We start from the raw sequence: 15,234 nt of genomic DNA, 5'->3' as shown, positions 1-15,234 counted from the left end.
CCGCGGCGTATGAAAGCCGCATCATGAGGCCGGACACACGACGGAACTCGACCGCATTGCTCATTCCAAAGCTAAAAACCGCTTGCATTCCGGGGGGCGTCCACACACGAGCTTAGGAATGGCGGAGAGGGGGGGATTCTTGGCTGCCCCGCACCAACATCGTCGAATACTAGGCGTTTCGAGCAGCCCGGGCAGCGGCGCTCCAAGGCGCTATCTCTTTTCGCCTGACCCACGGAACCAGTTGGATTGGGCTAGGCGACAAATGCGCCGTTACAATCGAGACTTTGGTCAAATCAGCAAACTGGACGTCGATGTCGGCCGGGTTGCAATAGCGTTCCGTGGTCTCGGTCTTTCCGCCATGCCCCATAAGATCAGCTCTAAACTCGGCGGAAACGCGCTTCTGCTTCAGGTCGTTGTTGAAAAAATGCCGGATCTGATGGGGAGTGAATCCGCTCCGCCGTAAAGCAGGTAGGAGCTCGTCGTATAGTCGATCTCCGAGGGGGCTCCGGCTCGAAGGCGAGTATAAATCCGGAAACAGGCGTCGATATCCTAGACCCTGAATCGCTCGGAGGTACTCAAGAAAATTCAGACGGATGAGTTCGGGGTGAAGGGCGAGATTCCGGATCGACTGCACATTCTTCAATCGTCGAAATTCATTCACGCATACATGGACATAGGGCGCCCCGCCATTGTCGGCGACGATGTCATCGACTGCGAGGCCACAATACTCCTCTCTCCGCATGCCCTGATAGTGTGCAAGGAGTGGACCGAAGAAGGCGGCACGATGCAGTACATGTTCGCCTTTGACATCCATTTTGTCCCAGCCGGCACATCCGGTGAACACCGGTTGCCAGAAGAAGGTTTCGATTTCATCAAGAAGAGGTACCGAGCGATCGTTCCTACCTCGACCGAGTTTTCGAGCGCGAAACTCAGTCAGGTCGAGTTGTGGATCGATGGCGATCCCCGCTGATTTCGCGCGCCGCAGCAGCTGTCCCAAAAACGTCAGATGACGGTTCCGCGTCGCCCCGGAAAGACCGCGTTCGGATCCCGGCCGCTGCTCACTTTCGCGCCGCAACTCAGCAATCGTCCTGGTCCGATCCTTGGGGCTTTTTCCGTATGCTTTATGAAGTTGACGGAGAAATCCTTCGAAAGCATCGAGGTGATGCTGCCTAATATCCGAAAGCGCGAGCACTCTCGCCTCTTCCTTCAGAAATCGTTCGAAAAGGTCGAAGATCATGTTGGCCTGGCGAGCGGTCTTGATATCCCACAGTTTGTCGGCCTGCTTCGTTGCAATCAGCTTAGCTCCGACCGCCTGGACGGTCTGCGCTTCGCCGGACGACATGGAAACTGCAGGAAAAACTGGACCTGCAGGCGCATTGTCCGCGGAACTGTGCCCCTTGCCGTCCCCCTGACTAACGGAATCCTTGTCCCTATGGACTGGACCGGTCTTGGCCAGAATTCGCCCCTCCCCTTCCTGGCCATGAGTCACAGCGGTGAGGGAGGCGATCAGGCCGTCGAAATCAAGCGGATCGTCCTCGTAGCGATCCTTCGTGCGCAATAGGGCTTCTCCCAGCGCGCGGAGATAGATCGGTTGCGCTGCGACCCTAGTGCCCGCAGTGACCTCCGCGCCAGCCGCCTCGATCGCTTTTGCCAAGCGGAATCCCGAGGGCTGCGCTTCCCCGGTCCGTTTCATTCGATCAACGGCAACTTCGACATGCCTCATAGCGTCCTCGGACATGCCCTTTTCACGATAGCGTCGCCGGTCTTGGTCATTGATCGTCGCACTCGGCCCCTTTTTCGCAAAAAGGCAATAGGCTCGGCCCATCGCCACTTCTTCGGCGATATCAACATCGGCAGAGAAGCCGTCCTCGGTGCGGGAAAAGTCTGCCAACAAGGCGAGTTTGCGACTGTGCTGCTCGAACGTTGAGCGAAAGATCGTTTCGAGCTGTTCTCGGGTCATGCTCGGCAATTGGGTCATGAGCAGATCTGCGGCTTTCGCGTTCAAGCATGCGCCGAGATATCGCGCGGCCTGAGCCTCTTTGGTTCGAAGGCTCAATTTAACATGTGTCAAACCGATTCGCTGTGCGAGTCGATCGGGCAAGCGCTTACGCCAATAATAAACAGCGCCGCGTCGTTCGAGACCTGTCGCGATCCCCATTCCCACACTCCGTGTCACACGGTTGTGCCACAGTCGTGTGTCCCAGTAGCGAGGAAGCCTCCCCAGCTGGACCGTCCGGTCAACAATTTCAAAGAGTTAAGAGAATGTGGCTGGGGCGGCAGGATTCGAACCTGCGAATGGCGGCACCAAAAGCCGCTGCCTTACCACTTGGCGACGCCCCAAGGCGCATGGTCGGGTCCTATAGCCTCTGGCTGGCACTCTTGCAACGACCGCCTGCGGCCGCCGCGCCATGCCGTTCTCATCAGACCACGGGTCTTGCCTTGCTCCGGCTCGACAGGCAGGGATGGCTGCCGGGAACCTGCGGCTTGCCCCCGAAGATACCGTGACGCAGCGCCTGGCGGCGGGTCTGGTCGGGTTCGCTTGCGGGCCCACGAAGCAGCTAGCGCCCCTGCCCCGCAGAGCGGCAAGACGCAGAAAGCCCGATCGGACAGACCATGCCCGAGTTCCAGACAGACTTCGATCCCGCCTATGGCCGACTGATCCCCGTCGCCCAAGGCATCTGCCGGGTGACGGCCCCCAATCCCAGCGCCTTCACCTTTGCCGGGACCAACAGCTATTTGATCGGCGGCGAACGCTGCGTGGTCGTCGATCCCGGCCCCGACGCGGACGCCCATCTCGATGCGCTGGTCGTGGCCATCGCCGGCCGTCCGGTCGAGGCGATCCTCCTCACCCATACCCACCGCGACCATACCGGCCTGGTGCGGCGACTCGCGGCCCTCACCGGCGCGCCACTCCTCGGCGGTGGGCCGCACCGCGCCGCGCGGCCGCTTCTGGCCGGCGAAGCCCAGCGGCTGGAGGCGGCGGGCGACACCGATCTCGTCTTCGACCGTATCCTCGCCGACGGCGAGACCCTGACCCTCGGCGGCCTGCCCGCCACGGCGATAGCCACGCCGGGCCATTGCGCCAATCATCTGGTCTTCGCGGTGGGCGACGAGGGCGTGCTTCTGTCCGGCGACCACGTGATGGGCTGGTCGACCACCATCGTCGCGCCGCCGGACGGGGCAATGCGCGACTACATGGCCTCGCTCGACCGCCTCCTGCAGCGCGACGACCGGCTCTATCTGCCGGGCCATGGCGACGTGATTTCGGCGCCGCGCCCCTTCGTGCGCGGCCTCGTCGCCCATCGCCGGATGCGCGAGACGGCGATCGTCCGGCGCCTCGACGACGGCGACCGCACCATCCCCGAGATCGTCGCGGCACTCTACCAGAACGTCGACCCGCGGCTGCACGGGGCCGCCGGCCTGTCGGTACTGGCCCATCTGGAAGACCTCGTGACGCGCGGCGTCGTCGCCTGCGAGGGCCCGCCGACCCTGGCGGCATCCTACGCGCCCGCCTGAGCGCGATGCCCGCGACGGGACGCACGCCATTCCCCTCGCCGAAACCTGCCCTGAGGCTCGATGCCAGCCGCGGCCCCGGGGCCGCCGCGCGTCAACCGGGCGCGTCGAGCGTCTCCAGCCCCGACATGGCAAGGTCGAGATCGAGGAGGAACGCCTCGATGAACCGACGATTCTGGCCGAGATCCAGCCCGGTGGCGCGCGACATCGCGCGAAGGTCGACGAAGGTTTCCGCACCCTCCTGGATCAACCGGATGGTCACGTCGCTCGGCAAGGCGAACAGCATGTCGCGCGCCACCGCGGCGACGCGATACTGGTCGCTCTCGGGGCGACCGAGCCCGTCGTCGGCGGCCACCACCGCATCGATCCCGGCACGCGGCGTCGGGATCGCGATGATGCCCGTGCTGACGCCGAGATCGTCGGAGACGGGCTCGGGCTCGACACCGACGAGCGCAGGATCGCCGACCACCACCTCGCCCACCGTCCAGCCGTGATCGGCCAGGACCGTGCGCACCGCCTGGAAGACGCGGGGCGCCTCGGCCAGATAGCGCCGGCCGGGCACCACGCTCGGCATCTGCGTGGGCGCGACCAGCGTGGAGACGGGCCGCTCGGGCATCGCAACCGCCGGAGCGGTGGCGCCGGCGCCGGCGGCAAACCCGTCCGTATAGGCGGCATTGGCCTGCGGGTTGACGCTGGCCAGATAGGCGCCGAGCCCGAACGGCGCCAGCGCCAGGAGCGACAGGACGAAGCCGGCAAACACCTTGCCGCCGCCGGTCACGCCCGAGAACCAGACGCGCAGAAGGCCGTAGCAGGAAATCAGAAGGGCAAGGCCGGCCAGGCCCGCGACCAGGAGCAGGAGGCCGATCAACGCCTGCGGGACGATCGCGCCGAGACGGTAGATCGCGACGGCCGCCACCATGAGCACGATCGCGAAGGCGGCGATGGCGCGGGCAAGCCCGGGGAAGCGCAGCCGCTTTCGCAGATAATGGCCGGAAACCGGCAGGCGACCGTAGATCGAGTTCATGGGCGGAACCTTGGCAGGGAGTCCGCGAACATAGAGTAAAGCCCGGACGGCAGGAAGGCCGCCCGGGCGGCCGTCAGATCGTCGGCAGGCGGTATTCGCGGAACTGGTCGCGCAACGTCATCTTCTGGATCTTGCCGGTCGCCGTATGGGGGATCTCGTCGACGAAGGCCACGTCGTCGGGCATCCACCATTTGGCGATCTTGTCCTCCAGATAGCCCAGGATATCCTCCTTCGACGGGTCGCGGCCTTCCTTGCGCACGATGATCAGCAGCGGCCGCTCGTCCCATTTGGGATGGGCGAGGCCGATCACCGCGGCCTCGGCGACGTCCGGATGCCCGACGGCGAGGTTCTCCAGGTCGATGGTCGAGATCCACTCGCCGCCCGACTTGATGACGTCCTTGGCGCGGTCGGTGATCTGCATGTAGCCGTGCTGGTCCATATGGGCGACATCGCCCGTATCGAACCATCCGTCCGCGTCGAAGGCCTCCGCCCCGGTGCCCTTGTAGTAGGACGAGGCGACCGCCGGACCGCGCACCTTGAGGCGCCCGAAGGTCTTGCCGTCCCAGGGCCGCTCGACATTCTCGTCGTCGGTCACCTTCATCTCGACGGCAAAGGGCGGATGGCCCTGCTTCTCCTCGATATCGAGCAGCGCATCGCCGGTCAGGTCCTGGTATTCGGGCTTGATGGTGCACAGGGAGCCGAGCGGGCTCATCTCGGTCATGCCCCAGGCATGGATGACCTGGACGCCGTAGATCTCCTGGAATTTCTGGGTGACGGCCCGCGGACAGGCGGACCCGCCGATCACCACCTTTTTCAGGTCCGGCAGTTCGCCGCCGGCCTTCTCCAGATGCTGCAGCAGCATCAGCCAGACCGTCGGCACGGCGGCGCTGAAGGTCACCTTCTCCGTGGTCAGGATCTCGTAGACCGAGGCCCCGTCCATCTTCGCGCCCGGCATGATCATCGCCGCGCCGGCCATCGGGCAGGAGAACGCCAGGCCCCAGCCATTGGCATGGAACAGCGGCACGATTGGCAGGACGCGGTCGCGCGACGACAGGCCCATGGCGTCCGGCTGCTGGGCGATCATCGAATGCAGGAGATTGGAGCGGTGCGAGTAGAGGACGCCCTTGGGACTGCCCGTCGTGCCGGAGGTGTAGCACATGCCGGCCGCGGTGTTCTCGTCGAACTCCTTCCAGGCGAAGTCGCCGTCGGCCTCGGCGAGCCAGTCCTCATAGGCGACGACATTGGCGAGCCTGGTCTCGGGCATGTGCGCCGCGTCGGTCAGGACGATGATCTTCTGAAGGCTCGGGACCTTCGGCGCGATGGCCTCCAGGATCGGCATGAAGGTGATGTCGGCGAAGACGATCCGGTCTTCGGCGTCGTTCATGATCCAGGCGATCTGGTCGGGGAACAGGCGGGGATTGAGCGTGTGATACACGGCGCCGATACCGACGATGCCGTACCAGCATTCCAGATGGCGCCAGGTGTTCCAGGCCATCGTGGCGACGCGGTCGCCGAGCTGGATGCCCTCGCGGTCCAGACGCTGGGCGAGCTTCAGCGAACGGGCCCGCACCTCGCGGTAATCGGTTCGATGCATCGGCCCCTCGACCGAGCGGCTCACCACCTCGCGAAGCGGATGATAGGTCGCGGCGTGGTCGATCACCTTCGAACAAAGCAGCGGCCACTGCTGCATCAAACCTTGCATTCCGTCCTCCCTGAATCCGGGCCGAAGCACCCTGGCCCGGGCGCCAATCTCGGCAAAGGCGGGCCGGTTGTCCAGCGCCCGGGCCGAGGCCCGCCATAGTTCGGCCAAGTCCCGGCGTGACGATCAGCGGAAGGGGACGAACCGGAATGGGTGGTGGTGCCATGCAGATCGCAGAACAGAGCGTTGCCGCGCCGGACGTCGACGGCGACAGCTTCAACGCCGTGGAGTTCGAACTGGCGCTCGACATGCAGGACCTGACCGAAATCGATTTCGCCGATTGCGTGAAGTCGGCGGCGGCCAGCGTCGGCGGGGAGTTCCTGTTCGACATCCCGTCCGACGGGACGCTCGACGACGCCTCGCGCATCGCCGCGGTCCGCGTCGGGGCGCAGGGCCGCGACAGGATCGCCTTCGCCGTCCTCAACGACGAGGGCACCGAGATCCGCGTTCCCGACGACGAGGAGATGGACGAGCGCCTGCGCGGCTTCGCCCGCGCCTTTGTCGGCGTGCTGACCCGGATCCGCGACGATCTGCCCTTCGGCGCCCAGAAGGCCGAAGGCACGGCGTAGGCCGCCGGAGCCGTCCCCCGTCCGGGGCGGAGCGGCCGCGGGCCATGCCCCCGTCTGCCGGGCGGATGGCTGGCTATGCGTTGAACGGCGCATCGATCCTACGTCCCCCTTGCAAAACCCGTCTGATCCTGCAGATCAGCGTTCCTGAACCACGATCGACTGGGTTACATGGACGCCTTCCTGACGGATTATTCCGCATTCATCGCCCTTGCGGTCGTGGCGCTGGTCTTCGTCGGCTTCGCCCTCGAACTCTATCCGCCGGAAGTCATCGCCACGGCCGGCGCCGTCGCCTTCCTCGTCCTCGGCTATGTCGAGGGCGAGGAATTCACGTCGGTGTTCCAGAACCCCGCCCCCATCACCATCGCCGCGATGCTCGTCCTGTCCGGCGCGCTGGTGCGCACCGGCACGCTGGAGGGGGCGGCCGGCTGGCTGGTCTCCAGCGCCGAGACGCGGCCGCGCATCACGCTGGCGATCATGGGCATCGGGGTGCTCGCCGCCTCCGCCTTCATGAACAACACGCCGGTGGTGATCGTCTTCATCCCGATCATGACCGAGCTTGCCCGCAAGCTTGGCGTCGGCTCGACGAAGCTGCTGATCCCGCTGTCCTTCATGACCATCCTGGGCGGCACCTGCTCGCTGATCGGCACGTCGACCAATCTGCTGGTGGACGGCGTCGCACGCGGCCAGGGGCTGGAGGCCTTCTCGATCTTCGAGATCACCCCCATCGGACTGGTCACCGCCGCCACCGGCATCGTCTATCTCCTGGTCGTCGGACGCTTCCTCCTGCCCGACCGCACTTCCGCGACGGACGTCCTCGGCAGCTCCGAATCCGACATGTATTTCACCGAGATCGTCGTGCGCGATGGCGCGACGTCGATCGGCAAGACGCTTGGAGAGTCCGCGTCCTTCTCGGCCCGCGGTATCAAGCCGGTGGCGATCCGGCGCGGGTCGGAGACCCTGCGGAAGGGCATTTTCGACGTCACGCTCCAGAAGGCCGACCGGGTCGTCCTGTTCGCAACGCCGGAGGAATTGCTGACGCTGCATTCCAGCGACAATTTCCGCGTCGCGCGCGTCACCAAGGCGGCCGCCGGCGACGACGAGCGCGTGGTGGTCGAGGCGACCGTCGCGCCGCATCGCCGCGGCATCGGCCGCAAGATCTCCGAACTCGCCGACATTTCGGGGTCGGGCGTCCACATCCTCGGCGTGCAGCGGCATCGTCACGTACCCGGCCCTTCCCTGCACGACACCAAGCTGCGCCCCGCCGACCGGTTGCTCCTCGAGGGCCGTCCGGACGCCATCGCCCGCATCGCCGAATCCAACGACCTCATCGGCGTCGACCTCAGCGAGGCCCGACCCTATCGCCGCCGCAAGGCGCCGCTCGCCATCGGCGCACTGCTGGCCGTGGTCGTCCTGGCGGCGATGGGCGTCGCCAGCATCCAGATCCTGGCCTTCATCGCCATCGCGACACTGCTGCTCGTGCGGGTGCTGGACGCCGACGAGGCCTGGCGGTCGATCCATGGCGACATCCTGATCCTGATCTTCGCAATGCTGGCGATCGGGCTCGGCATGCAGAATGCGGGCGCCGTCGAGCTGCTGGTCGCGGCGGTCCAGCCGCTGCTCCAGTACGCCTCGCCCTTCGTCGTCCTGCTGATCATCTACGCGATCTCGTCGATCCTCACCGAGATCGTCACCAACAACGCGGTCGCCGTGGTCGTCACGCCAGTGGCGATCAGCCTGGCGACGTCGCTGGGCATGGACCCGCGCGCGGCGGTCGTCGCGGTGATGTTCAGCGCCTCGGCGTCCTTCGCCACGCCCATCGGCTACCAGACCAACACGCTGGTCTATGCGGCCGGCAATTACCGCTTCATGGATTTCGTGAAGATCGGCGTGCCGATGAACGCCATCGTGGGTCTGACGTCCTGCGTGGCGATCTATTTCTACTACGGCTCGTAGCGCCGGGTGCGGCCGCGCACCGAGCGCTGGGCACGGATCGTGGCCTGGGCTGCAGCAAGGCGCGCGATCGGCACACGGAAGGGCGAGCAGGAGACGTAGTCGAGCCCGGTCTGCTCGAAGAAGGCGATCGAGGCCGGATCGCCGCCCTGCTCGCCGCAGACGCCGAGGGAGATGTCCGGACGCGTGCGCCGCGCCTTCTCCACCGCCAGCGCGATGAGCTCGCCCACCCCCTCGACATCGATGGTCTGGAAGGGATCGCGCTCGATGATGCCCTGCCGGACATAGGTCGACAGGAAGTTGCCGGCGTCGTCGCGGGAGATGCCATAGACCGTCTGGGTCAGATCGTTGGTGCCGAAGGAGAAGAAATCGGCGATCTCGGCGATCATGTCGGCGCGCACGACGGCGCGCGGTAGCTCGATCATCGTGCCGACCGAATAGGTGATCTCGCAGCCGCGCTCGGCCATGACCAGGGCGGCGACCTTGTCGATGCGCTCCTTCACGAACTCCAGTTCCTTGCGCAGGCTGACCAGCGGCACCATGATCTCGGGCACGACCGCCTCGCCGGCCTTCTCGCCGGCCTCGATCGCCGCCTCGAAGATCGCCCGCGCCTGCGTCTCGACGATTTCCGGATAGGAGATCGCCAGCCGGCAGCCGCGATGGCCGAGCATCGGGTTGAACTCCTGCAGGGCGGCGATGCGCTGGCGCACGACCGCCTGGTCGACGCCCAGCATGTGGGCCGTCTCGGTGATCTCGCCGTCGCTCTGGGGCAGGAATTCGTGCAACGGCGGATCCAGAAGCCGGATCGTGACCGGCAGGCCGGCCATGATCTCGAACAATTCGGTGAAGTCGGAGCGCTGGATCGGCAGCAGCTTGTCCAGCGCCGCCCGCCGGCCGTTCGCGTCGGAAGCCAGAATCATCTCGCGCATCGAGCGCACCCGGTCGCCCTCGAAGAACATGTGCTCGGTGCGGCACAGCCCGATCCCCTCGGCGCCGAAGGCCCGTGCGGAGCGGGCCTCGATCGGGGTCTCGGTATTGGCCCGCACGCGCATGCGACGGGCCCCGTCTGCATAGCCCATCAGGGTCGCGAAATCGCCGGTGAGCGCGGGCCGCAGCAGCGGCACGGCGCCCACGATCACCTCGCCGGACGTGCCGTCGATGGTGATGGTATCGCCCTCGTGCAGCACCATTCCGGCCGCGTGCAGCGTGGCGGTGCCGGCATTGATGCGCAGCGACCCGGCGCCGGTCACGCAGGGCCGGCCGATGCCGCGGGCCACCACCGCCGCGTGGCTCGTCGTGCCGCCGCGGATGGTCAGGACACCCTCGGCGACATGCATGCCGTGAATGTCCTCGGGATAGGTCTCGTTGCGCACGAGGATGACGGGCCGCTCCTCGTTGGCCAGTTCCTGGGCGCGCTCGGAGGTGAAGACGATCTCGCCGGTCGCAGCGCCCGGCGATGCCGGCATGCCGCGCCCCAGGACGACAAGATCCGNCTCGGAGGTGAAGACGATCTCGCCGGTCGCAGCGCCCGGCGATGCCGGCATGCCGCGCCCCAGGACGACAAGATCCGCGGTGCGCTCGAAGGTCGGATGCAGCAATTCGTCCAGCGAGTTCGGATCGATGCGCAGGATCGCCTCGGCCTCGTCGATCAGCCCCTCGTCGACCAACTGCACGGCGATCCGGATCGCCTCGCCCGCCGTGCGCCGCGCCACCCGCGACTGCATCAGGAAGAGCTGGCCGTCACCGACCATGAAGTCGACCTCGACCACGTCGCCGACATGGGCCTCGATGCGTTGCACATGGCGCGTCAGTTCCGCCAGATCGGCGGGAAACCGCGACGCGTCGCCATCGGACAGCGATCCCAGATCGAGCGCCGGCGGCTTCTTGCCGATCTCGCGCGTGCGCGGCCCCACCAGGCCGAACTCGCCCGACAGGCGGGATTCGCCGCTGGTCAGGTCGCGGGACACGGCGCGCCCGGTCCCCGAATTGTGGTCGTGCTCGTTGAAGATCATCGCATGGGCGGTGATGGCGAGCCCGGCATTTTCCGGAATGCCCTGGATCAGCCGGTGCGACGTCGCGAGCGGACTGCGCCAGCTGGCATAGGCCGCCTCGACGACGGCAAAGAGCTGTTCGAGTGGGGTCTGCGGCACGACGGCGCCGATCTCGGCGTCGAGATAGGTCTGGTAGCGCGCGATCAGCGCCTGCCAGCCGGCCAGATCGCCCGGCTCCTCGCTCCAGCCCGCTTCGGCCGATTCCTCGTCGGAAATGTCCTCGAACTCGGCGGGATCCACGTCCAGCACGAGGTTGGCATAGCTCTCGATGAAGCGACGGTAGCTGCGATAGGCGAAGGCCGGGTCGTCCAGTTCGGCGGCGAGGATGTCGACGGTGCGGTCGTTGAGGCCGACGTCGAGGACCGATTCGGCCAGGCCCGGCATTTGGGCGCGGGCGCTGGTGCGCACCGCCAGGAGCAGCGGGCGGGTGTCGCCGTCGAAGCGCCGGTCGGTGACCTCCTCGAGCCATTCGATCGCCATGCGCAGGTCGGCGCGCAATTCCTGCGGCAGTCCGTCGCCGGCCGCCTGGACTTCGCGCCACACCGATGTCGCGATGGTGAAACCGGGCGGAACCGGCGCGTCCAGCGATGCCAGGAGTGCCAGATTGGCGCCCTTGAGACCCAGGGCCTCGGCCGCGTCGGCCGTGCGGTCGGCCGTTCCGCGCCGGAATGTGAAGATCCGTTTTGGCATCGAATGCGGTCGACCGTCCCCCTCGATCTCGACGAAATCCGATCCCGGACATCGCCCTTGCACGGTCGGAGCAGCGCGGACTGACGCGAAGGGCCGACCTCCCCTCGCCTGCGGCAGGCGGCACGAGGCAGCGACCCGGCGCGGACCATCCGTGGCAGCTGGCCCGGATCGATACGACGCCGACGGCCACCTGCAATCCGGCCTTGTCCGCACTCCTCCCGCGAACCCGGACTCATCTCTAGAAGAAAACCGCCGCCGCGCCAATTGCTGCGATGCAAAAAACCTGCCGCGACAAGGGATGCGCGGCAGGCTGATCGGTCAGGTGGAGCAGGTGAGCCGGCTGAAAGGCCTGCCGCCTACATGTGGGCGCGGATCGCGGCGGCCATCTGCTCGGCGCTCAGCGCGCCCGAGTACTTGTCGCCGTTGATGAAGAAGGTCGGGGTCGCGTTGACGCCGAACTCGTTCTGGCCCTTCTGCTGGGTCTCGACGATCTTCTCCTGCAGCGCCTTGTCGTTCAGGCAGCTGGTGAACTCGTCCTGGCTCATGCCGGCGAGCTTGGCGATCTTGAGCAGCGCGGTCGAGGCGTTCTCGGCGCGGGCCCAGTCGTCCTGCTGGCTGAACAGCACGTCCACCATCGCCGTGCGCTTGGCATCGTCGCCGGTGCAGCGGGCCAGCATGAAGGCGGCGAGCGAGCGCGGATCGAACGGGAATTCGCGCAGGATCAGCTTGGCCTGGCCGGTCTCCAGGAAGTCCTTCTTGATCTGCGGATAGGAATTCTCGTGGAAGTCGGCGCAATGGCTGCAGGTCATCGAGGCGTATTCGACGATGGTGATCGGCGCGTCTGCATCGCCTATGACGATGTCGGGCAGCGGGCCTTCGGCCATCAGATCGGCCACGTCGACCGAACCGCTCGACTCGGGCGCCTCGACGGTCGAAGCCTCGGGCGTCGCGGGCGCGGTATCGGCCTGCGCCATCAGCACGGTATCGGCGGACGGCAGCACGGCATTGGCCGCCGTGCTCTCGGCCTCGTCCGTGCAGCCGGCGAGCGCGAGCAACCCGACCCCGGCAAGAAGGGCGGCGGTGCGGGGAGCCTTCGCCAGGCGGGTACGGGCGGTTAGCGGCTGGGTCATGGAGGAAGCCTCGCTTTCAGGATGGTGGCGCGTTCACCCTGCGATGTACGGGAGAAATGCGGCATTTCCAATGCCCGCGACCATCGGCGGCGCCGAGCCGCCGTGCCCGGATGTCGCCGCGGCTCAGCCCGGCGAGCGGCGCAGCGTGGTCTCGGCAAAGGCCCGCAAGGCCTTCTGCAGCCGGGGATCCTCGATCCGCGCCACCATCTCCGCGACGCGCGCATGTTCGGCCGGGGCGAGGTCCCGCAGCTTCGGCTTGCGGTCCGGGCGGTGCTGGCTGACGGCTTTTTGAACGATCTTGATCCGCGCGACGGCAGCAAAACCGAAGAAGGCGTTCACCCGCGCCAGCAATTCGCTGGTCTGGTGCTGCAGGCGCAGCGCCGCCGCGGCCTCGCAGGCGATGACCAGCGTCGCCGGCTCGAAGGGATCGCCCTCGTCGCGCCGGGCGGGCCAGACCAGCTTTTCCGGCCGCGTCAGGTCCCGCAGCCCCGGCCCGGTGATCTCGGCCCAGGCCGCCACCAGCCCGGTCGTCATGCCGGCCTTGCGCCGCAAAATCGGATCCATCAGCCCGCCGACGAGATCGGCCACGGGCTGCGGGCCGTTGCGGCGGCGGGGCTTTCCGGGCGTGTCGGATGGCGATGTCACTGAGGCGATCCTTTCCCGGACGGCGATTCCCGGCACGTCGCTGATCGGCGCGCCGTCACCGGGATCGGGACGGCACCGATAGCACGGATGCGCGCAAGGGTCGCTAGCAGACCGGGCGCCGCCGCGACCAGCGGGCGGCTCGCAATGCGCGCGATTGGCGGCTACATCACCGATCGAAGCGGCTCGCCTCCGAGGCGGGCCCCGGCCCCGCGTTCCAGACAGAGTGCCTTCCCCGCCCATGCCCGCCGATCGCAGTTCCTTCGCGGATCACCTCCTCGCCTGGTACGACCGCCATGCGCGCGCCCTGCCCTGGCGCGTGTCGCCCCAGGACCGGGCGCAGGGCCTGACGCCGGACCCCTATCGGGTGTGGCTGTCGGAAATCATGCTGCAGCAGACGACGGTGGCAGCGGTGAAATCCTACTTCGCCCGCTTCACCGAGTGCTGGCCGGGCGTGGCGGACCTGGCCGCAGCCGCGCAGCCGGAGGTGCTCGGCGCGTGGGCGGGCCTCGGCTATTACGCCCGGGCGCGCAACCTGCATGCCTGCGCGATCCGGGTGAGCGAGGAATTCGGCGGCGCGTTCCCATCGACCGCCGCAGAACTGCGCACGCTGCCGGGCATCGGCGACTATACCTCCGCCGCGATTGCCGCGATCGCCTTCGACGAGCCCGCCGCCGTGGTGGACGGCAATGTCGAGCGGGTCGTGACCCGGCTCTTTGCCATCGAGACGCCGCTGCCCCAGGCCCGCAAGGATATCCGGCTGCGCACCGCGGAACTCACGCCACAGCAGCGCCCAGGCGATTTCGCCCAGGCGATGATGGATCTCGGCGCGACGATCTGCACGCCGACGCGGCCGGGCTGCATCGTGTGCCCGGTCCGGCCGATGTGCCAGGCGAGCGCCGAGGCACGGCCCGAGCAATTCCCGGTCAAGAAGCCGAAGGCGGCGATCCCGGACCGCAAGGGCGCGGCTTTCGTGGCCACGCGGCCTTCCGACGGCGCCGTCTGGCTGCGGCGTCGCACGGCGCCCGGCATGCTGCAGGGCATGAGCGAGCCACCGTTGACCGACTGGAGCGCCAAAGCCGACGGGGCAACCGGCCCCGCCGCGGCACCGTTTAAGGCCGACTGGCGCTTCTGCGGCACGGTGTCCCATGGCTTCACGCATTTCCGGCTCGAACTCGAGGTCTACCGGGCCGCAACCGCGAACGACCCGCCGGCCGAGGGCTGGTGGTGCACGCCGCAGGCGCGGGCGGCCGAAGCCCTGCCGACCCTGATGCAGAAGGTGCTGGTGCGCGCCGAGGCGAGCGATCCGGCAGCAGACGAAACACCCAGACGGAGACAGAGCCGATGACCCACCAGCATGTCGTCTTCGACATCGGCAAGGTGCTGATCCACTACGACCCGCATATCCCCTTCCGCGACATCATCCCGTCCGACGAGCGCCGGCAATTCTTTCTGGAAGAGGTCTGTTCCCACGCCTGGAACCTGGAGCAGGACCGCGGCCGTCCCTGGCCCGAGGCGGAAGCGGAGGCGATCGCCCGCCATCCGGAGATGGCCGAGGAAATCCGCGCGTTCCGCCGCAACTGGCACCGGATGGTGCCGCACGCCTATGAGGGCAGCGTGGCGCTGCTGCACACATTGATCGATGCCGGTGTCGACGTCACGCTGCTGACCAACTTCGCCTCCGACACCTTTCGCGAGGCGCAGGCGAAGTTTCCCTTCCTGACCGCGACGCGCGGCGTGACGGTTTCGGGCGACATCCGCCTGATCAAGCCGGACCGGGCGATCTACGATCATCACGCCCGCAGCTTCGGCCTCGCGCCGGACCGTACCCTGTTCATCGACGACAGCCTCGCCAATGTCGACGGCGCGCGGGCGGCGGGCTGGCACGCGGTGCACTTCACCGATTCGGAGCAACTCGCCCGGGATCTCGCAGCAAAAGGCCTGCCCGTCTGAGCGACGGGCAGGC

Annotated in this window: 11 protein-coding genes and 1 tRNA gene; 5 read left to right on the top strand and 7 right to left on the bottom strand. The window is 67.1% G+C overall.

Translation table 11 applies throughout. The features are described from left to right. Positions 1 to 169: 169 nt before the first annotated feature. Both VQ042_RS17455 and VQ042_RS17450 read right to left on the bottom strand, forming a co-directional pair. Entirely contained in the window at positions 170 to 2,158 is a 1,989-nt protein-coding gene (locus VQ042_RS17455) for a DUF6538 domain-containing protein (RefSeq protein ID WP_331821594.1), read from the bottom strand. 107 nt (positions 2,159 to 2,265) lie between these two features. Next, a tRNA-Gln gene (locus VQ042_RS17450) sits at positions 2,266 to 2,340 on the bottom strand. Positions 2,341 to 2,613: 273 nt separating this feature from the next. On the opposite strand from VQ042_RS17450, the gene VQ042_RS17445 reads away from it, so the two are divergent. After that, on the top strand, positions 2,614 to 3,516 hold the full coding sequence (locus VQ042_RS17445; RefSeq protein WP_331821592.1) for an MBL fold metallo-hydrolase: 903 nt from the start codon (positions 2,614 to 2,616) through the stop codon (positions 3,514 to 3,516). Between the two features lie 91 nt (positions 3,517 to 3,607). On the opposite strand, the gene VQ042_RS17440 is transcribed toward VQ042_RS17445, so the two are convergent. Together VQ042_RS17440 and VQ042_RS17435 are read right to left on the bottom strand one after the other, a co-directional pair. Beyond that, a complete protein-coding gene (locus VQ042_RS17440) occupies positions 3,608 to 4,537 on the bottom strand; it encodes a DUF1499 domain-containing protein (RefSeq protein ID WP_331821590.1) in 930 nt (309 codons plus the stop codon). Positions 4,538 to 4,610: 73 nt separating this feature from the next. Beyond that, on the bottom strand, positions 4,611 to 6,239 hold the full coding sequence (locus VQ042_RS17435; RefSeq protein WP_331821587.1) for a fatty-acid--CoA ligase: 1,629 nt from the start codon (positions 6,237 to 6,239) through the stop codon (positions 4,611 to 4,613). 161 nt (positions 6,240 to 6,400) lie between these two features. Between VQ042_RS17435 and VQ042_RS17430 the strand changes: the two genes are divergently transcribed. Further along, a complete protein-coding gene (locus tag VQ042_RS17430; RefSeq protein WP_331821585.1) occupies positions 6,401 to 6,805 on the top strand; it encodes a hypothetical protein in 405 nt (134 codons plus the stop codon). A 168-nt stretch (positions 6,806 to 6,973) separates the two neighbouring features. Beyond that, positions 6,974 to 8,758 (top strand): SLC13 family permease, encoded by a 1,785-nt coding sequence (locus VQ042_RS17425; protein ID WP_331821583.1) that lies wholly within the window; start codon positions 6,974 to 6,976, stop codon positions 8,756 to 8,758. On the opposite strand, the gene VQ042_RS17420 is transcribed toward VQ042_RS17425, so the two are convergent. The 3 genes from VQ042_RS17420 to VQ042_RS17410 form a co-directional block, all read right to left on the bottom strand. Next, the gene (locus VQ042_RS17420) at positions 8,746 to 11,496 is read right to left on the bottom strand and encodes a putative PEP-binding protein (RefSeq protein WP_331821581.1); all 2,751 of its coding nucleotides are present in this window, start codon (positions 11,494 to 11,496) and stop codon (positions 8,746 to 8,748) included. The genes VQ042_RS17425 and VQ042_RS17420 overlap by 13 nt on opposite strands. A gap of 356 nt (positions 11,497 to 11,852) precedes the next feature. After that, the gene (locus VQ042_RS17415; protein ID WP_331821579.1) at positions 11,853 to 12,626 is read right to left on the bottom strand and encodes a DsbA family protein; all 774 of its coding nucleotides are present in this window, start codon (positions 12,624 to 12,626) and stop codon (positions 11,853 to 11,855) included. Between the two features lie 123 nt (positions 12,627 to 12,749). Beyond that, positions 12,750 to 13,271: a DUF721 domain-containing protein gene (locus VQ042_RS17410; RefSeq protein ID WP_331821577.1), complete on the bottom strand. Its 522-nt coding sequence runs from the start codon at positions 13,269 to 13,271 to the stop codon at positions 12,750 to 12,752. 238 nt (positions 13,272 to 13,509) lie between these two features. Between VQ042_RS17410 and mutY the strand changes: the two genes are divergently transcribed. Beyond that, positions 13,510 to 14,616, top strand: coding sequence for an A/G-specific adenine glycosylase (mutY, locus tag VQ042_RS17405; protein WP_331821575.1), 1,107 nt, complete (start codon positions 13,510 to 13,512; stop codon positions 14,614 to 14,616). Then, positions 14,613 to 15,221 carry an HAD family hydrolase gene (locus tag VQ042_RS17400; protein WP_331821573.1) on the top strand — a complete coding sequence of 203 codons (609 nt, stop codon included), beginning with the start codon at positions 14,613 to 14,615 and terminating at the stop codon, positions 15,219 to 15,221. Before mutY ends, VQ042_RS17400 begins: the two co-directional genes overlap by 4 nt. The last annotated feature ends 13 nt before the right edge of the window (positions 15,222 to 15,234 follow it).

The organism is Aurantimonas sp. A2-1-M11, assembly GCF_036549475.1.
Taxonomy (GTDB): Bacteria; Pseudomonadota; Alphaproteobacteria; order Rhizobiales; family Rhizobiaceae; genus Aurantimonas.
Note: the sequence above shows the minus strand (reverse complement) of the source record. Positions and strands in the feature narration are given on the sequence as shown.